General features: G+C 40.2%; 23 protein-coding genes. 4 read left to right on the top strand and 19 right to left on the bottom strand.

Translation table 11 applies throughout. The features are described 5' to 3' along the window. Positions 1-2 precede the first annotated feature (2 nt). From GGQ60_RS13125 to GGQ60_RS13135, 3 genes are read right to left on the bottom strand one after another with little or no spacing between them, the layout of a single operon-like run. Positions 3-1,058 carry an ABC transporter permease gene (locus tag GGQ60_RS13125; RefSeq protein WP_183764946.1) on the bottom strand — a complete coding sequence of 352 codons (1,056 nt, stop codon included), beginning with the start codon at positions 1,056-1,058 and terminating at the stop codon, positions 3-5. 1 nt (position 1,059) lies between these two features. Then, the gene (locus GGQ60_RS13130) at positions 1,060-2,211 is read right to left on the bottom strand and encodes a BT_3928 family protein (RefSeq protein ID WP_183764949.1); all 1,152 of its coding nucleotides are present in this window, start codon (positions 2,209-2,211) and stop codon (positions 1,060-1,062) included. 37 nt (positions 2,212-2,248) lie between these two features. Next, positions 2,249-2,794, bottom strand: coding sequence for a DUF1599 domain-containing protein (locus GGQ60_RS13135; protein WP_183764952.1), 546 nt, complete (start codon positions 2,792-2,794; stop codon positions 2,249-2,251). A gap of 99 nt (positions 2,795-2,893) precedes the next feature. Between GGQ60_RS13135 and folP the strand changes: the two genes are divergently transcribed. Both folP and cdaA read left to right on the top strand, forming a co-directional pair. Further along, on the top strand, positions 2,894-3,748 hold the full coding sequence (gene folP, locus GGQ60_RS13140; protein ID WP_183764956.1) for a dihydropteroate synthase: 855 nt from the start codon (positions 2,894-2,896) through the stop codon (positions 3,746-3,748). Positions 3,749-3,931: 183 nt separating this feature from the next. Next, positions 3,932-4,723 carry a diadenylate cyclase CdaA gene (cdaA, locus tag GGQ60_RS13145; protein WP_183764959.1) on the top strand — a complete coding sequence of 264 codons (792 nt, stop codon included), beginning with the start codon at positions 3,932-3,934 and terminating at the stop codon, positions 4,721-4,723. A 258-nt stretch (positions 4,724-4,981) separates the two neighbouring features. Here the strand turns inward: cdaA and GGQ60_RS13150 are convergent, their stop codons facing one another. The 11 genes from GGQ60_RS13150 to GGQ60_RS13200 form a co-directional block, all read right to left on the bottom strand. Next, positions 4,982-5,392 (bottom strand): BrxA/BrxB family bacilliredoxin, encoded by a 411-nt coding sequence (locus GGQ60_RS13150; RefSeq protein WP_183764962.1) that lies wholly within the window; start codon positions 5,390-5,392, stop codon positions 4,982-4,984. Positions 5,393-5,494: 102 nt separating this feature from the next. Beyond that, complete coding sequence (locus tag GGQ60_RS22910) at positions 5,495-6,001, bottom strand: CCC motif membrane protein (RefSeq protein ID WP_221235964.1); 507 nt, start codon at positions 5,999-6,001, stop codon at positions 5,495-5,497. Positions 6,002-6,009: 8 nt separating this feature from the next. Further along, positions 6,010-6,336 carry a DUF2752 domain-containing protein gene (locus tag GGQ60_RS13160; RefSeq protein WP_221235965.1) on the bottom strand — a complete coding sequence of 109 codons (327 nt, stop codon included), beginning with the start codon at positions 6,334-6,336 and terminating at the stop codon, positions 6,010-6,012. Beyond that, entirely contained in the window at positions 6,311-6,745 is a 435-nt protein-coding gene (locus tag GGQ60_RS13165) for a YkvA family protein (protein WP_183764967.1), read from the bottom strand. The genes GGQ60_RS13160 and GGQ60_RS13165 overlap by 26 nt, the downstream gene beginning before the upstream one ends. A 17-nt stretch (positions 6,746-6,762) precedes the next feature. Then, positions 6,763-7,650, bottom strand: a complete 888-nt coding sequence (locus tag GGQ60_RS13170) for a YARHG domain-containing protein (protein ID WP_183764970.1) — start codon at positions 7,648-7,650, stop codon at positions 6,763-6,765. Positions 7,651-7,670: 20 nt separating this feature from the next. After that, entirely contained in the window at positions 7,671-8,294 is a 624-nt protein-coding gene (locus GGQ60_RS13175) for a DUF2306 domain-containing protein (protein WP_229685111.1), read from the bottom strand. Then, on the bottom strand, positions 8,291-8,701 hold the full coding sequence (locus GGQ60_RS13180; protein WP_183764973.1) for a hypothetical protein: 411 nt from the start codon (positions 8,699-8,701) through the stop codon (positions 8,291-8,293). Before GGQ60_RS13180 ends, GGQ60_RS13175 begins: the two co-directional genes overlap by 4 nt. A 94-nt stretch (positions 8,702-8,795) precedes the next feature. Next, the gene (locus GGQ60_RS13185; protein ID WP_183764976.1) at positions 8,796-10,313 is read right to left on the bottom strand and encodes a GH3 auxin-responsive promoter family protein; all 1,518 of its coding nucleotides are present in this window, start codon (positions 10,311-10,313) and stop codon (positions 8,796-8,798) included. Positions 10,314-10,497: 184 nt separating this feature from the next. Beyond that, positions 10,498-11,238: an LPS export ABC transporter ATP-binding protein gene (gene lptB, locus GGQ60_RS13190; protein ID WP_090502159.1), complete on the bottom strand. Its 741-nt coding sequence runs from the start codon at positions 11,236-11,238 to the stop codon at positions 10,498-10,500. Between the two features lie 88 nt (positions 11,239-11,326). After that, positions 11,327-13,027 carry a single-stranded-DNA-specific exonuclease RecJ gene (gene recJ / locus GGQ60_RS13195; RefSeq protein WP_183764978.1) on the bottom strand — a complete coding sequence of 567 codons (1,701 nt, stop codon included), beginning with the start codon at positions 13,025-13,027 and terminating at the stop codon, positions 11,327-11,329. A 102-nt stretch (positions 13,028-13,129) separates the two neighbouring features. Next, on the bottom strand, positions 13,130-14,461 hold the full coding sequence (locus tag GGQ60_RS13200; protein WP_183764982.1) for a sulfatase-like hydrolase/transferase: 1,332 nt from the start codon (positions 14,459-14,461) through the stop codon (positions 13,130-13,132). Between the two features lie 112 nt (positions 14,462-14,573). Between GGQ60_RS13200 and GGQ60_RS13205 the strand changes: the two genes are divergently transcribed. Next, complete coding sequence (locus GGQ60_RS13205) at positions 14,574-15,341, top strand: MBL fold metallo-hydrolase (RefSeq protein ID WP_183764985.1); 768 nt, start codon at positions 14,574-14,576, stop codon at positions 15,339-15,341. 234 nt (positions 15,342-15,575) lie between these two features. Here the strand turns inward: GGQ60_RS13205 and GGQ60_RS13210 are convergent, their stop codons facing one another. Continuing rightward, positions 15,576-16,163 carry a YceI family protein gene (locus tag GGQ60_RS13210; RefSeq protein ID WP_183764989.1) on the bottom strand — a complete coding sequence of 196 codons (588 nt, stop codon included), beginning with the start codon at positions 16,161-16,163 and terminating at the stop codon, positions 15,576-15,578. Between the two features lie 242 nt (positions 16,164-16,405). On the opposite strand from GGQ60_RS13210, the gene GGQ60_RS13215 reads away from it, so the two are divergent. Next, entirely contained in the window at positions 16,406-16,732 is a 327-nt protein-coding gene (locus tag GGQ60_RS13215) for an eCIS core domain-containing protein (RefSeq protein WP_183764992.1), read from the top strand. 283 nt (positions 16,733-17,015) lie between these two features. Here GGQ60_RS13215 and gcvP read toward each other — a convergent pair whose 3' ends face one another. From gcvP to GGQ60_RS13235, 4 genes are all read right to left on the bottom strand, one after another. Beyond that, positions 17,016-19,892, bottom strand: a complete 2,877-nt coding sequence (gene gcvP / locus GGQ60_RS13220; RefSeq protein ID WP_183764995.1) for an aminomethyl-transferring glycine dehydrogenase — start codon at positions 19,890-19,892, stop codon at positions 17,016-17,018. A gap of 442 nt (positions 19,893-20,334) precedes the next feature. Then, complete coding sequence (locus tag GGQ60_RS13225) at positions 20,335-20,898, bottom strand: hypothetical protein (protein WP_183764998.1); 564 nt, start codon at positions 20,896-20,898, stop codon at positions 20,335-20,337. 115 nt (positions 20,899-21,013) lie between these two features. Then, complete coding sequence (locus GGQ60_RS13230; RefSeq protein WP_183765001.1) at positions 21,014-21,913, bottom strand: EamA family transporter; 900 nt, start codon at positions 21,911-21,913, stop codon at positions 21,014-21,016. A 93-nt stretch (positions 21,914-22,006) separates the two neighbouring features. Beyond that, positions 22,007-22,723, bottom strand: coding sequence for a pyridoxine 5'-phosphate synthase (locus tag GGQ60_RS13235; protein ID WP_183765003.1), 717 nt, complete (start codon positions 22,721-22,723; stop codon positions 22,007-22,009). Positions 22,724-22,737: the final 14 nt, after the last annotated feature.

Below are 22,737 nucleotides of genomic sequence, written 5' to 3' on the forward strand. Positions count from 1 at the left end.
TTTTAACTTAATTTAACCCTTGGATCGATATAAGCATATAAAATATCAACCAGAATATTGATGACTACAAATACAAAAGCGATAAAAAGGATAGATCCCATTACAACCGGAAAATCAGACATTTCTAAGGCGGTTACCGTTGTTCTCCCTAAACCATTATAACCAAAAATATACTCTACAAAAAAGGAACCTGCCAGTAAAGAGGCAAACCATCCCGAAATGGCTGTAATTACGGGATTCATGGCATTTTTTAAAGCATGTTTATAAATAATGGCATTTCTGCTTAATCCTTTGGCGCGTGCGGTCCGGATGTAATCCTGTGCGAGCACATCCAGCATGGCGCTCCTGGTAAGCTGTACAATAATGGCAAGAGGCCTCAGCCCTAAGGTAATCATCGGTAACCATAAATTTCTTAAGGTCAGGATTTCGCCATTAAACGGGTCATAAGAGTATAAGCTCCCACTCATTTTTAAACCCGTATAGTTGCTTAATAAAAAACCAAATAACCAGGCAATGATAATCCCTGCGAAAAAAGAAGGCGCTGATATTCCTAAAATGGCAAATGCATTGGCCGTTTTATCAATCCACGAATCTTTATGAACTGCTGATAACACACCTAAAAACACGCCGATGACGGTGGCAAAAATCATAGCGGTTAAAGCAAGAATAAAGGTATTGGGTACCGTTTCGGCAAGAATTGCCGTGACATCGCGCTTGGTTTGGTACGAACTCCTCAAATATGGCCATTTTAGGGCGAGCACTTTTTGGTCAAAGGCAATCAGTTTTGCATAATGGTATTTTTGCTGACTGGCACTATCATTATCCAAAATACTGACCGGCGATAAATCGTTGATATATAAAACGAACTGAACAGGTTTGGAGCGGTCTAAACCAAACTCTTTACGCACCGCCTCCAGCGATTGTACATCGGCCCGTTGGCCCATCGTCATCCTTGCCGGATCGCCAGGCAAAATATTGAACAGCACAAAAACAACCAATATCACACCACCCATTACAAGCAATCCATACATCAGTTTTTTCAGTGCGTATCCGATCATGTTATTTATCGAAATATTTTCTGCTTAATTGATCAAATGTTGGCACATTATGAAAATGCCACTTATTGATCACCACGCCATTCTTCATCAGCAAAACACCCGGATTTGCCCTTACCATACTTTTTAAAGGTACCGCGTCAGCAAAAAAAACTTCAGAAAACAAGTTGTTCTTTTTAATGAAAGCTTGGGCATCCTGTGCTGAATTGGAAGTAAGCAATACCGTACGGATATTAAATTGTTGTGTAGCATTTAGGGCCAGCGCATTTAATTTACCAATGGCAGCCTCATTGGTGTTGTGAAGATCGTAGGCTACAAAAATCAGGTTATAGTATGGGTTTTCAATCAGTTCTTTCGTATAATCAGTACCGGAAGCATCGGTAATATTGAGGTCTTTTATTTTAGGCTCAAATCCTTTTTTGATGAGTTTTTTAGTCGGTTCGCCTATAATTTCCCAGTTATTATCTTTCCAGATTTCCGTTTTCAGGTAATCTTTATCGCTCATGTCTTTCTCTTCCTTGGTTTTCTTGTTCTGAAGGTGATACATGATTTCGAATTCATCAGGCTTTTCTCCCGGAGGAATCACCATTAACGATGGAAGGTGTGCACCAACTTTATAAGGTAAAAAATCGATAATGGGCAGCACATTATAGGTATAGAGGCCAAAACCTAATGAAACAGCCGTTACGGCAATAGCAATATTTCTTTGTGTGTTTTCTTTTTTAAACAGGGGACTGATGAGCTCTTTTTTCAAGAAAATCACAATAATCAATACCAACAGGATCAGGTCTTTACTAAACGATTGCCAAGGGGTAAGTGGAATGGCATCACCAAAACAACCGCAGCTGGTTACCACTTTAAATGCGGCAGAAATAAAGGTTAACAGTGTGAAGAAGATAATCAGTAACAATAAGCCCCAAGCTACTTTTTTACTCCAAAAACCCAACAACAATAACACGCCCAAAACAATTTCCAAAGTACAAAGTAAAATGGCAATACCTGTAGCCATTCCGTTAAGAAAGTTCAGGTGAAAAACTTCAAAATATTCCTGAAGTTTATAACCAAAACCAAGCGGATCGTTCGCTTTGATCAACCCTGAAAATATGAATAAGGCACCAACAAAGAATCTGGAGAATCTTAAAAGTAAATTTTGCATCGGTATAATTGTTTTTTCTAGTGGTGATGGTATAATTTTATTTAACGCCTAGCTTAATCAACGCAAAAACCGAATAGTTAAGCATATCCTGGTAATTTGCTTTTACCCCTTCAGAAGCAAGGGTCTGTCCTTCGTTATCTTCTATCTGTTTAACCCTAAAAATCTTCATTAGAATCAGATCGGTCAACGAGCTGATGCGCATATCGCGCCAGGCTTCACCATAATCATGATTTTTGGCAAACATTAAATCTTTGGTTTCGGTTACTTTTGCTTCAAACAGTTTTTCAACGTCAGCGTAAGGCATTTCGTTGGGGTCATTTTCAGTCAGTTCGAGCTGCATCATGGCAATCACACAGTAATTAACAATACCAATATATTCGGATACCACACCCTCTCCCACTTTACTCACTTTTTTTTCTTCGAGGGTACGGATGCGCTGTGCTTTTATAAAAATCTGATCAGTGATCGAACTGGGTCTTAAAATCCGCCATGCCGTGCCATAATCTTTAGTCTTTTTTAAAAATAATGATCTGCAAACCGCAATCACTTCATCAAATTCGGTAGAGGTATTTGTTTGTGCCAAAGCCAATAATTATTTAGTTTTAATGTATTTTTGTCGTGAAAAAACAAAAGCTAAAGATACATTTTTAAAGCGAAACCCAAATCCCCGAAAGGGTTTATTATGGCAGAAAAAAACTTTTTTGAGCCCAAACAAAGCTTAAATATAAAAGGCAGAATTATTGATTTAAGCACACCAAAAGTGATGGGGATTTTAAACATTACCCCCGATTCTTTTTACAGCAACAGCCGCACAAAAACGATAGACGAAGCTTTAACAAAAGCTGCCCAGTTTTTAAATGAAGGGGCAACATTTATCGATATCGGCGGATATTCATCAAGGCCGGGTGCTCAAGACATTTCTACAAGTGAAGAAATAGACCGTTTGGTTCCGGTTATAACAAGTTTAGCTTCGGCATTTCCGGAAGCGGTTATTTCTATCGATACCTTCAGGGCGAAAGTGGCTGAAGAAGGCATTTTGGCCGGTGCGCATATCATTAACGACATTGCTTCAGGTGATATGGATGAAAAAATGTTCGAAACCATAGCCAAACTGCAGGTGCCCTATATGATGATGCATATGCAGGGCACACCACAGAACATGCAACAGAACCCGGTTTACAACAATGTTCTTTTAGAAGTGATTGATTACCTGGCCAAAAAAATCGCCATACTCAAGTCACTGCATGTTCACGACCTTGTTATCGACCCTGGGTTTGGTTTTGGAAAAACAGCGGCGCATAATTACGAACTGCTTAACCAGATGGAAGCCTTTAAAATATTCAAACTCCCGGTATTGGTTGGCTTTTCGCGTAAGGGAATGATTTATAAAACACTCGGAATTACAGCAGCAGAAGCCTTGAACGGAACTACAGTACTGAATACCATCGCGTTGCAAAAAGGAGCCGGCATTTTAAGGGTACATGATGTAAAGGAAGCAATGGAATGTGTGAGGTTGGTAGAAAGGTTAACTGGTTAATTGTTTAAATCGGTTAACTGAGCAACATTGTTAAAAGTTAAATGCATTACGTAAATCGATCCTAAAGAGTTAATCCTTATGCATCCAAACAGTTAACCGATTAACCGGTTTAAACAATTAACCAACTTTTAAACAAGCAACCTATCTTGTAAACTGAAATCTGTTTTGCTATCTTGCCACTAAATGAAAGGTTTTGATTTTGACTTCCTTAAAGTATCGCCAACTGATATCGTTGATATCATTTTGGTGGCCTTGTTAATTTATTACGTTTATACGCTGATCCGCAATACACTGGCCGTTAACCTGCTTGTGGGCATGTTTATTATTACAGTTTTTTACTGGATAGTAAAGGCTTTACACATGGAATTACTCACTGCAATCATCGATAAATTTATGAGCGTGGGGATCATCGCATTGATTGTAATTTTCCATCCGGAGATCAGGCGGTTTCTTTTACTGATCGGCAAAAATGCCTTTTTACAGAAGAACAAAGCCTGGTGGGGTTATTTATTTGGCAGAAAAGAGATTGAAAGGAACAATTTAACAAGGATAAAGCCCATTATCGATGCCTGCAAAAGCATGAAGAAAACCCGTACCGGTGCTTTAATGGTTTTTGTTAAATTTTACGATGAACAGTTTTTTGCCAATAGCTGTGAACTGGTTGATGCCAAAATCTCGAAACGTTTGCTGGAAAGTATTTTTCAAAAAAACAGTCCGTTACATGATGGTGCCGTGGTTATCTCCGAAAATAAAATTAAAAGTGCCAGTTGCATTCTACCTTTAACCGATAACGACCAGTTGCCTTCGCAATTTGGCTTAAGGCACCGAGCAGGAATCGGTGTTTCTGAAACCACTGATGCTGTTGCGGTAATTATTTCAGAAGAAACAGGAGAAATTTCTTACGCTAAACAAGGCCGGGTAAGGATGAATGTTTCGTTCGGGGAACTGGAGAAATTGCTGAATAAGGATTTTTAGTAAACACTACCGGATAAGGTTCAATAAAAAAACCGTCATCTCTGCTGGAGTGTAGCGGAACGTCTGCCCGTACAGGCGGGGAGAGATCTATCACAAGATAGTACCTTAACTTCTTTGTCAATAATATTAATTTATACAATAAATTGTTCCTTGGGATAACGAAAATTATTAAACGCAAAAAGGCGAATGTTTCCATTCACCTTTCTATATCGTTTTAAGCATCACCTATCGGTGTAATCCCTCAATCGGGGTCTTTTATTAGCAATATTGCTCGAAAGCACCGATCAGGTTATCAGCGATCATTTGTGCCGGACGACCTTCAATCTGGTGGCGCTCGATCATGTGTACCAATTTACCATCTTTAAATAATGCCATTGCCGGAGAAGATGGCGGAAAAGGCATCATATAGTTTCTGGCCTGATCTACTGCTTCTTTTTCCATACCTGCAAAAACGGTAACCAATTTATCAGGATGTTTTTCGTGGGCTGCTGCTGCTCTTGCTGCCGGACGTGCATTAGCCGCTGCGCAACCGCAAACAGAGTTCACCACTACCAACACGGTCCCTTCACCTTTAATGGCCTGATCTACCTCTGCTGCATTTTTTAATTCTTGAAAACCTACGTTAGTTAATTCCTTACGCATTGGCTCTACTAAATATTCTGGATACATTATCTTAGTTTTTTATTTACAATTTTGAACGATACAAAAATAAGAAAATCGGATGGCATGTACCATCCGATTTATATTTTTAAGGTAAAATTAAATGATGCTTTATTGAAGACCTTTTAAGATTTCCTGCATTTTATTTGGATCGCTTAACATTCCCATACCAAACATTATAATGATAACAACGTAATAAAGCAGGGATAAAATATTAAAGATTAAACCAATAATGGCACATATTCTGCCCGCATTTAAGTTTTTATATGAGCTTAAAGTATAAAGAGCTGGATTGGCTGCATACAGAACCCTGTCCTTCTTACTTAAAACCAATGCAATAATTGCAGGGATCAAACCTATAATACCATAGCAACAGCAAAATGCAATCGAAAGAATGCCCAGTACAAGCACTACGGTAGAGTTGGGCAGGCTTTGCTGTCCAAAGCCACCTCCAAATTGGCCAAACGGCGGAGGCTGCTGAAATGGTGGAGGTTGTTGAAACGGTGGTGGCGTTGCAGACCCTTGGTCAAGCGGCTGAGAAGGTGCCGGTTCAGGGTTTTGATTCTTTGAAGGATCAATAGGTTTATTTTCTTGAGGGTTTTCCTGTTCTTCTGACATAGGTATGTTTAGATCAATTGATGAGTGTATATTTTGTAAATGTAGTTGATTAAAATAATTAGTACAACACCTGCAAAAACGATTTTTATTAATTGTGCCCCAAATTTAAAATCTAATTTCAGGTGAACAATGGTAAACAACACCATAAAAATAATCGGGATCGTTGCAGGATATAATTTAAAGGAAGCGATAAGATCACCCTTTAACAAAGCTAAAACCGACCGCTGAAAGCCACAGCCCGGGCAATCTATTCCAAAATTTGCTTTGAAAGGACAGCTGAAAAGATGCTTTCCCAACCAATCGGTAAAACTATGTTGCGGTTGAGCCATCTGCATTACCAATAAATTTTATTTGAGCATCCTTCCATGCCTTATATTTTTCAAGATCTTTAATCACCTGCCTGTACACCAGGTTTAAGATATAAATATCATCAATAAAGCCTAAAAACGGTACAAAATCCGGAATCACGTCTACAGGCGACAAGAAATAAATTAAACCGCCTAAAATGGCAATGATTGATCTTTTAGGGATTTCGGTATAATCTCCGTTTACATAATCTTTAGCTACAGCAAAGAGCAATACCAGCTTAGCCCAAATCCCTTCTAAATCACCTTTATTGGTTACCGCCTTGCCAAGTGCATCTTTAATGGTATTGCTGGCTTTGGTTTTATCATTTAAGATAATTGTGGCTTTGCTTTCTGATTTCTTAAAGAAGCCTAGTATTTTCGCCTTATTCAATTTCATGGTTAATCCTTTACAAATTAACGGCCAAAAGCATCGTAATTGTCTTCTGCGTATTTGGTAAAACGGTCTAATAACTTAATATTTTTATTTTCTATCGGTGTTAAATCATGATCAACATTGCTTTTAACGGGAACGTACCATGCTACCGGATCGAAAAAATTTCTAAAAGTCTGTTTTTTAAAAGCATAACCATGCCTGGCAAAAATGGTATTCTTGATGATCTGCAGATCGAGTTTCCTTAGGTTTTTTACATCCTCTTCCTTAAGTACTGTGGTTGAAGCATTTAATTTAAAAATCTGATCGGATGCGCTCCTGTAAAATGGATTGGCCTCAAGGGTGTCGATTTCTCCGTCTTCTGCGGTATCCACTCTTTTTATCATCTTGTGGTCGCTCCAGTCTACATAACTGCTTTCGCTGGGCAACATCAGGTTAGCGTTGTAGGCAAAAGCTTTTTTGATCAGTTTAAACTGTCTTTCGGGCCATTTTAATTCGGTTCTATAGGCATTCCATTTGCCGATCAAGGTATCGCCAACTAAGGTGATTTCGAACTTACCATCGTATTTTTCTGTGCCTGGCTCATCTAACACAAAACTGATTTTACCTCCATCGTCTGATAATTTACCCAATAACGGGCGGCTGTTGCCTGAAACCACACTTTGAGCGATTACCGTATCTGTGGTTATCTTTTTAATATTGATATTGAGTTTTCTTACTGCGTCGGTCATATCCCCGTCGTATTCCAGCTCCTCTTCGGAGTAAAAATCGCCCACCCAAAAACCGTAAAGTTCTTTGTGGATTTCCGGTTGAGCTACCTGAATAACCTTTTTTTGTTCATTTGTTTTTTTATTATCCCTGCACGATAACATCAAAAGTGGAATCATAACGAGCGCCAAGATTTTTTTCATAGGGTTTATTTGTTTTTACATTAAATATTCTTTCTGATCAGCCATTCAGCAATCAGTAAATTGGGTATCCAGCCCAGCCAGGCAATAATCTGGTACACATCCATAGGCGCCGGGTGGAATAAATATACTAAAATAACCTTCCACAGCCTTAAAGTGATGGCCGAAGTTGCCAGGGCAAAACTGCGGTACATCAACTTTTTATGGACGGTTATTTTTCTTTCCAGGATCAATAAGGTGGCTTTTAAGGTAAACCAGAACCATAAAACACCCAAAATTATAAAGGAGGTTTTTGCTGTTAAGCCTCCGTTTGCAAACCAACCGATAAAAATACCGGATGGTGAAGCCAACAATAACACAAAACTTACGTACAAATAGCCCAGCCATTGGTGTATTTTAGGATATTTAGTTAAAATTTTGGCGTTAAATTGTGTAAAGCCTGCCAGCAAGACAAATATGGCGCTGTATACATGCACATAAAATATAGGAAGGTAAGCTTTGATTCCGGTAACTTCGGTCTGCTTAATCTGCAGGAATGATACTTTACTGCTTAATGGGAGGTAAAGTAAAGTAATCTGCACCATCAGGATAAAAAAGTAAGTGAAAAACAATAGCCAGGCGATTTGTTTATAGCTGATGCTTTTCATCTGTTTCTATTAAAGCGTGGCAATAATTTTTTATCAAAAGCGATTGCAATTAGTTTATCGTTAGCCACATCTTCTTCGTAAAGCTGCTGTTTTTTGGGATCAAATACAAACCTTGCAATAATGGGCATCCTATCGGCATAACTTTCGTGCAGGTTAAAATGATAGTTTTCTGAATAGGCTTCTGAAAGATCAGTTTTGGGATTTGGGCTACTTTCGAGCATAATGCCATAAGAGGTACCACCATTTTTAACAATCCTTTCGTAAAGACCTTTGGTAAGCTGCCTATACCTCGGAGAAGTTTCTACGATCTTATAGGCGATCTGTGCTTTATAATGCTCTTTAACCTGGGCTTTGGATTGATAAACTGAAGATCCCAGAATTAAAAGAAAAAATAGGATGTTTTTCATTTTGAGCAGAGTTAATTATAAGATTGTCATACTGAGCCCGTCGAAGTGCCATCATTAGGTCTTCCACAGACTCAGACTGACACCCTAATTAAATTTAAGCTGATTTTATCATCTCCAAAATATCTTCTACATATTTACGTTCGTTGGCTAAACGGGGTACCTTATGCTGCCCCCCCAATTTATCCTTTGCTTTTAACCAATTGTAAAAAGTATGCGCAGGGGCATTATGTACCTTAGGCCGGGCCAAAGCCATGTCTTTAAAACGTTTTGCGTCGTAATCCGAGTTCACCTCACGTAAGGTTTGATCCATCACATCAACAAACTTTTCAAAATCATTAGGTTGTTTATCAAATTCAATGATCCATTCGTGCCCACCGGCTTTTTCATCTTTAAAGTAGATCGGCCCTGCAGTATAATCTTTTATTTCTGCACCTGTTTCCTGGCAGGCTTTGGTTAGGGCCTGTTCTGCATTATCAATGATCACTTCCTCGCCAAAAGCATTGATAAAATGTTTGGTGCGCCCTGTAATTTTTATGCGGTATGGAGAAAGTGACGTAAACTGGATGGTATCGCCAATCATATACCGCCATAAGCCTCCGTTGGTTGAAATCACAATGGCGTAGTTTTTATGCAGTTCTACCTCAGCCAGCAATAATGCCTTAGGATTTTCATCCCCTATATTCTCCATCGGCACAAATTCATAAAAGATGCCATAATCGAGCATGAGCAACATTTCTTCCGAATTATCCTGATCCTGAATCCCAAAAAAGCCTTCTGAAGCATTATAGGTTTCGAGATAATACATTTCAGCGGATGGGATAAGCTGTTTGAACTGCTCACGGTAGGGGGCAAAATTTACCGCTCCGTGAATATATAGCTCCAGGTTTGGCCAAACCTCCAGTAAATTCTGTTTTCCGGTAAGTTCGAGCACTTTTTTAGCCAATACGATGGTCCAGGTTGGCACGCCAGAAATGCTGGTTACGTTTTCAGTAATGGTGGCTTCGGCCATCCTATCCATCTTGATTTCATAATTATCCATCAACGCGATAGACATATCGGGCGTACGGTAATATTCGGCCCATATCGGGAGGTTTTTGATCAGTACAGCTGATAAATCACCATAAAAACAGTCTTCGTTTAACTGATTAACCTGATGGCTGCCACCCAAAACCAAGCCTTTACCGGTAAACATCTGGTTATCGGGCCTGTTATTGCAATAGATGGAAAGCATATCTTTACCACCTTTAAAATGGCATTCTTCTAAAGATTCCTGCGAAACCGGGATAAACTTACTTCTATCGCTGGTGGTACCGGATGATTTCGCAAACCATTTGATATCAGACGGCCAAAGGATATTTTGCTCACCATTGAGCATGCGTTCGATATAAGGTTTTAAGGTATCGTAATTTTGAATTGGGATGCGCTCCTGATATTGCTGCGGAGTTAAAATGCTTTTGTAATCGTACAATTTACCCCATTCTGTATTCTCTGCACTATCAATTAATGTATGGAACCACTCTTCCTGAACGTCATACGGATATTTCATAAAAAGCTCGATCTGGTGGATCCGCTTTTTCATTAACCAGGTAAAAATTGAATTTACAAATGCCATTTTTAAATGTTAAAGTGAATAAGCCTCATTTTACCCGGGATTTTCATACTTACCCATTGGTCACGTGGGGATTCGCACATATTTTTATACACAGAAATAACTTTAGTTTTAACGCCGCGCTTAGGCAACACATCAAATCAGAATTTGTTTGTTGATCCAACTACTTTTGTCGGCGATAGAATGGTTAAACATCAAATTTTTTTCGTTTCAATACGAAATTCGATCCTAAATACACTTTTCTTACCATTTCGTTTTCGGCGAGCACCTCGGGCACACCCTGCTCTAAAATTTTCCCTTCAAAAAGCAGGTAAGCCCTATCGGTAATCGATAGTGTTTCCTGTACGTTGTGGTCGGTAATTAAAATGCCTATGTTTTTATGTTTCAATTTGGCAACAATACTTTGGATTTCCTCTACCGCAATTGGATCAACGCCGGCAAAAGGTTCGTCCAATAATATAAAATTAGGATTTGCAGCTAAAGCACGTGCAATTTCGGTGCGGCGGCGTTCACCACCTGATAACAGATCGCCACGGTTTTTCCGTACCTTGTGCAAACTAAATTCGTTAATCAGCTCTTCAAGTTTATCACGCTGTTCTTCCTTGGTCAATTTGCTCATTTCCAAAATGGCCAGTATATTATCTTCTACGGTAAGTTTTCTAAAAACAGACGCTTCCTGGGCCAGGTAACCGATTCCTTTTTGCGCCCGGCGGTACATCGGGTCTTCGGTAATGTCTTCTTCTTCCAAAAAAATACGGCCTTCATTTGGCTTGATCAAACCCACGATCATGTAAAAAGAAGTGGTTTTACCCGCCCCGTTGGGGCCTAAAAGCCCAACAATTTCCCCTTGGCTTACATTAAAGGAAACATTATTTACAACGGTACGCTGCTTGTATTTTTTAACCAGGTTTTCGGCTTTTAATATCATATATTGATTCATCCGTCATCCTGAATTTATTTCAGGATCTTCAAATTTAGATGCTGAATAAAGTTCAGCATGACGATTTATTTTATAGTTAATTAACTTTTATTCCTTTAATGTTTAACTGCAAACGTTTCTTATCGCGCCATACATTTTCTTCTAACGTATAACAAACAGAAAACGGTACTTTTGGCTGTAAAAGATTCTGAAATTCTGCCAGTCCGAATGCAATGCCTTCAAAAATAGGCGAATTTTGTTGTTTTATGTTAATTTTTAAATGATTTTGGCCAACTGCCGTGGCATACTGTGCCAGGTATACATTGTGCGTAACAAAAACAGGCGACATATTTTCCGGCCCGAACGGCCCCATCTGAGATAAAACCCTGTAAAATTTACCATTTATCTGCGACAGTTCGATTTCGGCATCTATCCTGATCATTGGCGTTAAAAGCTCTTCGGTAATACTGGCAGATACAATTTCTTCAAATTTATCGGCGAAAGCACCAATATTATGTTCCTGCATGGTTAAACCGGCAGCAAATTTATGTCCACCGTACTGATCCAATAAATGAGCACAACCATTTAAAGCTTCATATAAATCGAAGCCTACCACCGAACGGCATGAACCGGCCACATGCCCGTTAGATTTAGTGAGTACCACCGTCGGACGGTAATATTTTTCCGTTAAACGCGAGGCCACGATCCCGATCACTCCCTTGTGCCAGCTTTCGTTAAACACCACGGTCGTTTTCCTGTTAATGAGGATTTCACTTTCGCCGATCAGTGCCAACGCTTCGCGGGTAATGTCCTGATCGTAGGTTTTACGTTCAGTATTTTTAAGGTTGATGAGTTCGCTTTGCTCTAACGAGTTACCATCCACCTGGCAGAGCAGCATGGCAACGGCATGTTTAGCATGATCGATCCTTCCGGCAGCATTAATCCTGGGCCCTAAGGTGAAAACCACATCAGTAATGCTGTAATTTTCGGTTTTCCCCGAAACCTCCATTAAAGCCCGTAAACCTTCGCAAGGATCGGTATTTAATTTTTTCAGGCCATAATGGGCCAAAATGCGGTTTTCGCCTATTACCGGTACAATATCAGCAGCGATGCTTACCATCACTAAATCAAGATAACAGAGATAGCTTTCTTTCGGAAGCCCGTGTTTCTGGGCATAGGCCTGCGCCAGTTTAAAACCGATACCGCAGCCGGCAAGTTCTTTAAAAGGGTATACGCAATCGGCACGTTTAGGGTCTAAAACGGCAATGGCCCGGGGCAGTTCATCACCAGGTAAATGGTGATCGCAGATAATGAAATCAATACCTAACGTATTGGCGTACCCGATTTTATCAATCGATTTTATTCCACAATCTAATGCTATAACCAAAGAAAAACCATTTTCATTGGCGTAATCGATTCCTGCGGTAGAAATGCCATAACCTTCCAGGTAGCGATCGGGGATGTAATATTCGATATTTTTAGTGAGCTGAGAAAAGAAGCTGAAAGCCAGCGCAACCGAAGTTGTTCCATCTACATCATAATCTCCATAAATTAATATTTTTTCGTTGTTAGCCAATGCAGTTTCTATACGGGCAATGGCAACATCCATATCTTTCATTAAAAAAGGGTCGTGAAGTTGATCAAGATTTGGCCTAAAGAAATCTTTAGCCTGATCGAAATCACAGATGTTCCGCTGCACAAGTATCTGTGCCAACGAGCGGTCTATATTCAGTTGTTCTGCAATCGTAGTTATAGTAGCATCATCACAATCTGACGCAAGCACCCATCTTTTTTCCATTTATTCTGTTTCCGAACAGTAAATATACATTTTAATTGGATATGATGGCGGCAATCTTTAATGGCCATAGGAACAATCGCCTTAATAGCAAAAAGTTAGATTTTACTTCGAATTTCCGGGGTATTCCAGGTAAAGTTTCATCAAATGCGCTTTTTGGCTTACATATTTTGCATCATCAATTAAATTAACCCGCTCGGCCGGATCCCATGATAAATTGTAAAGTTCGGGTACTTCCTGATTGTCTTTTTTAGTGATGCGCAACTTCCAATCGCCGTCTTTTACCCCTTCCAGTACATAATTGTGGTAATAAATAGGTCGATGTGTTTTGTTATAAGTTTTATTGGTTAGCAACCCTGAAACAGACTCACCATCATACACTTTCTGCGGCAATTTACTTTTGGTCCACTCGGCCAGTGTAGGAAAAACATCGAGATTAGAAATGGGCTTGGTTAACTGGGTATTGTTAAGCGTGTGCCCCTTCCAGTACACGATAAACGGAACACGATGACCACCTTCGTATGAGATTCCTTTTGAGCCTCTAAAAATCCCTGCCGAGCCTACATGGTAAAATTTGGTAAAACCATCATCATACATGCGCTGTGGTGCATTTATCCATGGACCATTATCGCTGGTGAAGATAAAAATAGTATTATCCGCCTGTCCGGAGGCCACAACCTGTTTCCAGATTTCGGCCAGTCCTGCATCCATGTCTTCAATTACATTGCCTAACTCGCCTCCCGCGGAAGGTATTTTCCTGCTTTTTTGCGCGGCAAAAGCTACTGGTAGGTGCGGCATATTCTGCGCCAGGTAAAGGAAAAACGGTTTCTTTTCTGCTGTACTTTTTTTAATGAATTTTATCGACTCGCGGGTATAAGAGGTGGTTAAAATACTATCGTGCGGTTTGTAAATTTCGGGTTTGGTATTTCTGAAAATCTTGATCGTGGTATCGGTTTTTACATAGGGTGCCCTGTAATCGTGACTGTATAGCAACCCATAAAACTCATCGAAACCTTTTTTGTTCGGCAAAGAAACGCCATGATCGCCGAGGTGCCATTTACCGATCAAGGCTGTTGCATAGCCCGATTGTTTAAGCATTTGGGCAATGGTAATTTCATCTTCAGGAATCCCCTCTTTTTCGCCGGGGCCTATTGGCCTTGGCAAATCCATCCGGCTGCAATACCTGCCGGTAAGCAACGATGCCCTCGAAGGGGTACAGGTTGGTGAGGTAGTTACAAAATTCGTTGCTTTTATTCCTTTTGCAGCCATCCCATCTAAAAACGGGGTTTTAATCAGCGGACTCCCATAACATGAAATATCGGCGTAGCCCATATCATCGGCCAGTACAATAATTACGTTTGGCTTTTGTTGTGCCTTTACCTTTAATTGTAAAGAAAAAAAAGAAGCCAGCAGAAAAATTAAAATTCGAAGATTCATGCCTGAAATTTAAGCATCATATTTTACAAAAAAAGGAAGTATTGAAGCTTTTACCAAAACAAATACTCAAGTTTAGATTGTTACCTTTGTATAAACATTAATAAATAACATTTTGCAAGTCCACACCCTATACGAAGGAACTTATTCTGTTGATGCTTCAAAGAAATTTGTGCCTTTCGATCCCGCAATACATCATTTTAAAGACAGGCCCGCTTCATTATTCATCAATGTGCAGCCTTTCTTGGTCGAGTTGAAAAACGATCTCGTACTTTTTGATACCGGTTTAGGCTTTAGTGACGATCATGGCGAACTGATTTTACATAAAAATATCCGTAATGCGGGCTTCGATCCTACGGATGTGACCAAGGTTTTAATGTCGCATTTACATTACGACCATTCAGGCGGCATGATCCACAAACATGAAAATGGAAAAGTAGAGCTGAGTTTCCCTGACGCGGAATACGTAATTAACCGTGGCGAATGGGAAACCGCTTTTAGCAGTACTTCATCGTCTTACCATCCTGATATTTTCGATTTCGTACAACGCAATGCCCAGCTTAAATTTGTTGAAGGCGATGGCGCATTGGACGACGCCATTACTTACGAATTTACCGGGGCACATTGCCCGAACCACCAGGTTTTTTTATTGACCGAGGGCAAACAAAAAGTATTTTTTGGTGGCGATGTACTACCTGAGCCAGAAGAACTGGTTAAAAATTTTATCGCCAAATATGATTTCGATGGTCGCAAGGCGATGGAATTAAGAAAAGAATTTGGAAAAAGAGCCGCAGCCGAAAACTGGGAATGTTTGTTCTACCATGGTAAAAGTGCCGCAACAGGATTTGTAGACGAAGTTGAAGGTGGATTTAAAATAAGGTAAATCTGCCCGTTTTTTACCGAGCGTTTTTTTACCACAGAGTTCACAGAGTTGGGACATATCTAGTTTTCAAAAACTCCGTATTCCTCTCTGTAAAACTCGGTGCGCTTGGTGGTTATTCTTCCAACTCCACTCAGACTGACATCGATTATTCGTGGTAAAACTCAGCGCTCTTTTGCGGTTAAACAAAAAAGCCCCGACGAATGCCGGGGCTTCTATTTTCCGAGACTGGAAAAATTATTTTTTAGCTACCAATTTAACAGACAACTCGAAGTTATCATCAATTGCCTTGTCGCCAATGCTATCAAAGAATGATTTCGAACCATATTTGATGTCATATTTAGTTCTGTCTACAACGATTTTACCAGCTAAAGCTGAAGCTGTACCATCTGCATTTACAGTTACAGTTGCAGGGAAACTTAATGGTTTAGTAATCCCTTTGATGGTTAAATTACCAGTTACAGTTACATTGGCACCAGAACCGGCAACTTTAGTAATAACGAAAGTTGAAGTTGGGAATTTAGCTGTACCGAAGAAATCGTCTGCTTTTAAGTGACCTTCTAATTTCGCACTGCCATCAGCATCTTTAATAGAAGTCATATCGATAACAAAAGTACCGCCGGTTACGCTTTTACCGTTAACGGCTAAGCTACCTGATTGTAAAGCAACTGTTCCATTGTGAGAACCTGTTACTTTTTTACCGATCCAGGTAATGGTCGATTTTGCTGCATCTACAGTATAAGTTACCGGTTTTGTTGGGTTTTTAAAAGCTGACAATGCTACTACTGCCACTAATAAAAAAATTGAGCTAATTTTTAATTTCATTTTCTGGTTTTTTAAAATTTGATACAAATATAGATGAACTCACAATCTCTTGTTGTTGACCTATGTTAAGTTTTTTCAAAAATAATCGATTTATTTAAAATCATTCTATTGACTGAAGAATTGTAACAAAGGTTTAATTTGTTTACTTTTTTGTATGGGTGAGATTCATCGTTAATTCAATTAATGACGTTTACTCCTGTTCTTATTGGTGATAGCAACCATTTATTTTATAAATTTATGCCATGGCAAAGAAAAATTTACCGGAAAATTTAAAAAATGGAATTGAAGCCCTTTCGGCTATTTCGATGGATAATGTTCGTGTTCATTTCAATGCTGATAAACCGGCACAATTGGCTGCTTCGACTTATGCACAAGGCACGGATATTCACATCGCTCAAGACCAAGGAGAACATTTACCACATGAGGCATGGCATCTCGTACAACAAAAACAAGGTCGGGTTAAAGCAACAGCACAATCAAAATCTAACACAATTGTTAATGACGATGCTGGCTTAGAAAAAGAAGCAGATGAAATGGGATCAAAAGCTGCTAAATTGCAAATAAGGTAACAGCTTAGTTAAATACCTTTGCCTGGCCCTTGCATCTCTAAACCAGCAGCGAAAATCCCTTTTGTTTTGTAGCAACCTTGAATATGATGTCATGCTGAGGCACGAAGCATGACAGTATCACAAAAAGATTGAAGCAAATGGCAGGACTGCACTTTCCAATGAAAACCGGCGCTCATTTCCAAAAAAAATCTGCAAGCTTTATGAACTGAACCCATAAAACTTGCAGATGATTTATCTAAACAGATTGCCACGTCGTTCCTCCTCGCAATGACGAAAAAGGAGCTTAAGGAACTATCTCTTCCAAATAACTCTCAACCGGCGGACAAGCGCAGATTAACGACCTATCGCCATGGCTGTCGTTAACGCGACCAACCGAAGGCCAGAATTTGTGCGCTAACACATAAGGGAGCGGGAACGCAGCAGTTTGACGGCTATAAGCATGCTCCCACTCATTTGCGGTGATTACCGAAACAGTATGTGGTGCATTTTTTAAAGGATTATCCGCTTTGTCGAAAGTTCCATTCTCTACCGAAGTAATTTCATTTTTGATGGCAATTAATGCATCACAGAAACGGTCTAACTCATGTTTAGGCTCTGATTCAGTTGGCTCAACCATTAAAGTACCCGCAACCGGGAAAGAAACCGTTGGTGCGTGGAAACCATAATCCATTAAGCGTTTTGCAATATCGGTTACTTCAATACCGAAAGCTTTAAAAGCACGGCAATCTAAAATCATTTCGTGCGCACAACGGCCCTGAGCACCTGAATAAAGTACCGGGTAGTGCTGCTCTAAACGCGCTTTCATGTAGTTAGCGTTCAGAATAGCATATTTAGTGGCGTTGGTTAAACCTTCAGCACCCATCATGGCAATATATGCGTGAGAAATGATCAGGATTGAAGCCGAGCCCCAAGGTGCAGATGAAACCGCAGAAATAGATTTTCCTTTATCGATATCAACCACAGCATGGCCTGGTAGATAAGGAACCAGGTGTTTAGCCACACCGATCGGGCCCATACCCGGACCACCGCCGCCGTGAGGGATACAGAAAGTTTTGTGCAAGTTTAAGTGACAAACATCGGCACCGATATTGGCCGGGCTGGTTAAGCCAACCTGTGCGTTCATATTTGCACCATCCATGTAAACCTGTCCGCCGTTAGCGTGAATGGTTTCACAGATTTCGATAATGCTCTCTTCAAATACCCCATGTGTAGATGGATAAGTTACCATTAAACACGAAAGATTGTCTTTATGCAATTCTGCTTTAGCTTTTAAATCTTCAACATCGATATTTCCGTTTTCTAAAGATTTAACCACGACAATTTTCATATCGGCCATGGCTGCAGAAGCCGGGTTGGTTCCGTGTGCCGAAGCCGGGATTAAAGCCACATTACGGTGGAAATCGCCTCTATCGTGGTGATAGGCGCGGATAACCATTAAACCGGCATATTCACCCTGAGCACCAGCATTTGGTTGTAAACTCATGGCTGCAAAACCGGTAATTTCGCTTAACCATTTATCCAGTTCGTTAAAAACCGAATAATAGCCCAACACCTGATCGGCAGGAGCAAACGGGTGGATCCGACCAAAGTGAGACCAGGTAACCGGAATCATCTCGGCAGTTGCATTTAATTTCATGGTGCAGCTACCCAAAGCAATCATAGAGTGGCAAAGCGATAAATCTTTTGCTTCCAATGATTTGATGTAACGCAACATCTCGTGCTCTGAATGGTGCGAGTTAAAAATCGGGTGGGTTAAATAAGCTGAAGTACGTTGTAGAGCAGCCGGAATAACGGTTTCTACCTGTTCAGCTACTTCTACCTGATCGCCGGCAAAACCTTTAGCTCTTGCAAAGATTTTGGCAATTAACGTAATGTCTTCAAAAGTAGTGGTTTCATCAACTGAAATGGTCACCGTATTGCCTACATAATTTAAGTTGATCTCGTTATCCAGGCAGTAAGCATGAATGCCGCCTTTTAAATCGCCTAAATCGAAACGGATGGTATCGAAATAAGCTGAATTTAACTGCTCGTAACCTAAGTTTTTCAAAGTGGTAGCCAAACTGATGGCTAAGCCATGTGTACGCTCAGCAATGGCTTTTAAGCCTTTCGGACCGTGATATGCAGCATAAAAACCAGCCATAATCGCCAATAATGCCTGTGCAGTACAGATATTTGAAGTTGCTTTATCTCTGCGGATATGCTGCTCGCGCGTTTGTAAAGCCATACGCAAAGCGTAATCGCCATGGCTATCGATGGTTACACCGATAATACGGCCCGGGATTGAACGTTTATATTCTTCTTTGGTGGCAAAAAAAGCAGCATGCGGACCACCAAATCCCATCGGGATACCAAAACGTTGTGTAGTACCTACCACAATATCAGCACCCCACTCGCCCGGAGGCGTTAATAAGGTTAAGCTTAATATATCAGCAGCAACCGTTAACTTAATATTTAAGTTATGTAATTCGGCAGCAAAGTTTTTATAATCGAAAACCTCACCATTACCAGCAGGATACTGCACAATGGCACCAAAGAAATCTTCGGTAGCCACGAAATCCAAATGATTTCCAATAACGAGTTCGATGCCATAAGGATTGGCACGTGTTTTTAAAATATCTATCGTTTGTGGGAAAAGCAATTCAGAAACAAAAAATTTCTTGGCTGCCTGATTTTTGCGCGTGCTGTACTGCATAAACATGGCCTCAGCCGCAGCTGTACCTTCATCTAACAATGATGCATTTGCAATTTCCATTCCGGTTAAATCGATAACCATGGTTTGGAAATTTAACAAAGCCTGTAAACGGCCTTGCGCAATTTCTGCCTGGTATGGCGTATATTGGGTATACCATCCCGGATTTTCGAATACGTTACGTAAAATTACACCAGGGGTAATGGTATCATAATAACCTTGACCGATAAAGCTTTTGAAAACTTTATTCAACAATGAAGTTTGTTTTAAAGCACCAAGATATTCAGTTTCTGATTTCGCAGCAGGTAAATTCAAAGGCTGTTTTAACCTGATTGCCGTTGGAACAGTTTGTTCAATTAGCTCATCAATAGAATTTACGCCAACAGTGTGCAACATCTCGGCTGTATCAGCCTCATTAGGAGCAATATGGCGATTTTGAAAATCTTCCTTGTAGTGGATATTTAAGCTCATGCGGTATGAATAATAAATTTGCGTGCAAAGGTAGCAAAAACGAAGCTGTATTTCACTATCAATCAGTGTAAAAAAGGCGTCTTATTTACACTTAAAAGCGACAAAACAGGTAGATTTTATAAGCAATAACCAGAACAAACGTTTGTTCAATTTTTGAGCAAATCCTTTGGTTATTTGGAAAGCAGTGGCAACACTAAAATTTAAATTCGCTCCTGCTATTCGCTGCAATCTTTTTACCAGCTTTCGTCGCGCTGAGGCACGAAGCACCTGCAAGATTGGAAACAGATGATTCTCAGCATAACAGCATATTTAGGTTGTTGCAAGCAAAAAGGATTATAGACCCCCATGATTTAAAAACTAGCGGCGCTATAAGAAAGCAGTAACTGTAGCGTTAAGAGGTATTACACTTTAACCTTTGGTCTTTCAGCTTTAGTCTTCCACCCTATTTCTGCACTTTCCAGCCTTCATCTTTACTTAGCTTTAATTTATAAGTTTTGGTGATGAAGTTGCTGTTTTTATTGGCCTCTTTATCAAAAGGCTCGAAATCGGTCGTATTCATTTTAAGCGATACGGTTACTTTGGCCGTGCTTGAGTTTACCTGAGCAAAATCAACCGGTTTTTCGTCAGACAATACATATTCTACCGCTTTAACCGTTGCCCTGTCGCCATCTTGTTTCAATACCAAAGGACTTGCTTTATCGGTTAGGGTAATCTGGTAAACAAAACTGCTATCTTTTGAAAGAAATTTCTTCTTGGCTTCTTTTAAACTTAATGTAACCAAACCTTTGCTGGCCAAAGATTTATATTTCCCCAGTTCGAACATATCATTGGTACTGTTGAATTTCATCTCACCAAATTTAAACCTGGTGGTTTTGTACTCAGGATTAGCTTTTAAGTAATTGGTAATCACTTCTGCGGCCTCATCCTGATTGATGGTGGTTTTGGTTTTACATCCGGCCAGGCCGACAATGATCAAGGATAAAATATAAACGGTTAGTTTTTTCATGTGTAAATGCTTTAAGCTTTTTAAAGATATTTATTTTTTCAATAAGTCGGATGTCCGGGGTCCGAAAGTCGGAAGATTATTTCTTTCGTGTATTTCAACCTTACACCCCCAACCTCTACCCTCTACCTTTTTTCAGGTATTTTAGGTTTGGCAAAACCATCGCCGATAATATCACCACAACCCCTATCCACCTTAAAAAGGATACCTGTTCCTGCAGTACCAAGCTCGCCATCATTACAGCAACAGGTAATTCTGCGGCGCTTAAGATAGAACTAATGGCTGTGCCTATTCTTGGCACTCCTTCAGCATAAAATAACGGTGGAATAACTGTACCAAAAATCGAGATAATCAATCCCCACTTCAATAAACTTCCACCCAAAGCCCCGTTAAACAAAAAAGCTGGCGGGAAGATTATAAAGATTAAGATACAGGCACCGCTAATCATCAGGGCGCTTTTCTTTAACGGAACATATTCGTTTCCGATCCTACCGCTCAACAATAAAAAGCCGGCGTAACCAAGTGCAGCCAGCAAACCGAAACCAATCCCCTTTAAATCCATGCTTCCGATACTGGTTTCTGCCATTCCACTCGCTAAAACTGTACCCCCTAAAACCAACAGAACTGCAAATAGCTGCAATCCAGTAGGTTTCTTACCAAAAATGAGGTATTCCATCAGAATGCTCATCCAGATAAACTGCATCAACAAAATAATTGCGACCGAATTGGGTACCAACTTTACACATTGATAGTAAAATAAACTCACCAGGCCTGTACAGGTTCCGGCCAATAGCATTTTCCACCATGGAGTTACTACAGCAGGCATTACTTTAGCTTTGTATTTTGCTGTTCTGCTTTGAAAGAAAAAAAGTATCCATAAAATTACAGCGCCGAAAAAAGCCTGTGCACCGGTTACATCGCCAAGGGTATACCCTTCATGGTAAGCCAGTTTTACAAAAGTAGACAGGATGCCAAAACTACAGGCACCGAAAAAAACAAGGAGTATTCCTTTAAGCATAATGTATTTTTTAACCACCGAGAAATCAGGGTTTTTACGGAACGCACAGAGGCTCTGTTTCTCTGTGCATTCCTTTGTGCGCTCTGTGGTTAATTAAACGAGCTGCTCCAAATAGCGTTGTATGGTGGTTTCTAACCCCAGATAAAGTGCATCGCTTATTAAAGCATGCCCGATAGAAACTTCCAGCAAGCCCGGAACGCTTTGAGCGAAATAATGCAGGTTATGCAGATCCAGATCATGGCCGGCATTAATGCCCAGGCCCAGTTTATTAGCATGGCGTGCAGCTGCAATATAGTTTAACACTGCTTTTTCACGATCAGCAAAATAATTATGCGCATAGGCCTCGGTATATAATTCGATACGGTCTGTCCCGGTTTCAGCCGCTCCTTCCACCATTTCTACCACCGGATCAACAAAAATAGAAACACGGATGCCTTCCTTTTGAAAAACTGCAACCATTTCTTTCAGGTAATCCTTATGTTTTATGGTGTCCCAACCGTGGTTAGAAGTGATCTGCCCTTCGGCATCGGGCACTAAAGTAACCTGTGCAGGTTGGTTGGCCAGAACCAGGTCAACAAATTTATCTTCTTTGCAATTTCCTTCAATATTGAACTCGGTAGCAATAACGGCCTTTAAATCGTATACATCCTGATAACGGATATGGCGTTCATCAGGACGTGGGTGTACCGTGATTCCCTGTGCGCCGAAACGTTCGCAATCTAATGCAACTTTAATTAAATCGGGATTATTCCCCCCGCGGCTGTTGCGGAGCGTAGCAATTTTATTGATGTTAACCGATAACTTTGTCATGAAACAAAGATAGC

This window comes from Pedobacter zeae (assembly GCF_014196715.1).
GTDB classification, from domain to species: Bacteria; Bacteroidota; Bacteroidia; order Sphingobacteriales; family Sphingobacteriaceae; genus Pedobacter; species Pedobacter zeae.

Bases quoted from the DNA above. Each gene is read 5' to 3' on its own strand.
- GGQ60_RS22910 (WP_221235964.1), bottom strand. From the start codon at position 6,001: ATGTCAGAAGAACAGGAAAACCCTCAAGAAAATAAACCTATTGATCCT.
- GGQ60_RS13150 (WP_183764962.1), bottom strand. From the start codon at position 5,392: ATGTATCCAGAATATTTAGTAGAGCCAATGCGTAAGGAATTAACTAAC.
- GGQ60_RS13130 (WP_183764949.1), bottom strand. From the start codon at position 2,211: ATGCAAAATTTACTTTTAAGATTCTCCAGATTCTTTGTTGGTGCCTTA.
- recJ (WP_183764978.1), bottom strand. From the start codon at position 13,027: ATGGAAAAAAGATGGGTGCTTGCGTCAGATTGTGATGATGCTACTATA.
- GGQ60_RS13235 (WP_183765003.1), bottom strand. From the start codon at position 22,723: ATGACAAAGTTATCGGTTAACATCAATAAAATTGCTACGCTCCGCAAC.
- GGQ60_RS13200 (WP_183764982.1), bottom strand. From the start codon at position 14,461: ATGAATCTTCGAATTTTAATTTTTCTGCTGGCTTCTTTTTTTTCTTTA.
- GGQ60_RS13165 (WP_183764967.1), bottom strand. From the start codon at position 6,745: ATGAAATTGAATAAGGCGAAAATACTAGGCTTCTTTAAGAAATCAGAA.
- folP (WP_183764956.1), top strand. From the start codon at position 2,894: ATGGCAGAAAAAAACTTTTTTGAGCCCAAACAAAGCTTAAATATAAAA.
- GGQ60_RS13225 (WP_183764998.1), bottom strand. From the start codon at position 20,898: ATGAAAAAACTAACCGTTTATATTTTATCCTTGATCATTGTCGGCCTG.
- GGQ60_RS13175 (WP_229685111.1), bottom strand. From the start codon at position 8,294: ATGAAAAGCATCAGCTATAAACAAATCGCCTGGCTATTGTTTTTCACT.
- GGQ60_RS13210 (WP_183764989.1), bottom strand. From the start codon at position 16,163: ATGAAATTAAAAATTAGCTCAATTTTTTTATTAGTGGCAGTAGTAGCA.
- GGQ60_RS13215 (WP_183764992.1), top strand. From the start codon at position 16,406: ATGGCAAAGAAAAATTTACCGGAAAATTTAAAAAATGGAATTGAAGCC.
- gcvP (WP_183764995.1), bottom strand. From the start codon at position 19,892: ATGAGCTTAAATATCCACTACAAGGAAGATTTTCAAAATCGCCATATT.
- GGQ60_RS13185 (WP_183764976.1), bottom strand. From the start codon at position 10,313: ATGGCATTTGTAAATTCAATTTTTACCTGGTTAATGAAAAAGCGGATC.
- lptB (WP_090502159.1), bottom strand. From the start codon at position 11,238: ATGATATTAAAAGCCGAAAACCTGGTTAAAAAATACAAGCAGCGTACC.
- GGQ60_RS13125 (WP_183764946.1), bottom strand. From the start codon at position 1,058: ATGATCGGATACGCACTGAAAAAACTGATGTATGGATTGCTTGTAATG.
- cdaA (WP_183764959.1), top strand. From the start codon at position 3,932: ATGAAAGGTTTTGATTTTGACTTCCTTAAAGTATCGCCAACTGATATC.
- GGQ60_RS13180 (WP_183764973.1), bottom strand. From the start codon at position 8,701: ATGAAAAACATCCTATTTTTTCTTTTAATTCTGGGATCTTCAGTTTAT.
- GGQ60_RS13170 (WP_183764970.1), bottom strand. From the start codon at position 7,650: ATGAAAAAAATCTTGGCGCTCGTTATGATTCCACTTTTGATGTTATCG.
- GGQ60_RS13230 (WP_183765001.1), bottom strand. From the start codon at position 21,913: ATGCTTAAAGGAATACTCCTTGTTTTTTTCGGTGCCTGTAGTTTTGGC.
- GGQ60_RS13160 (WP_221235965.1), bottom strand. From the start codon at position 6,336: ATGCAGATGGCTCAACCGCAACATAGTTTTACCGATTGGTTGGGAAAG.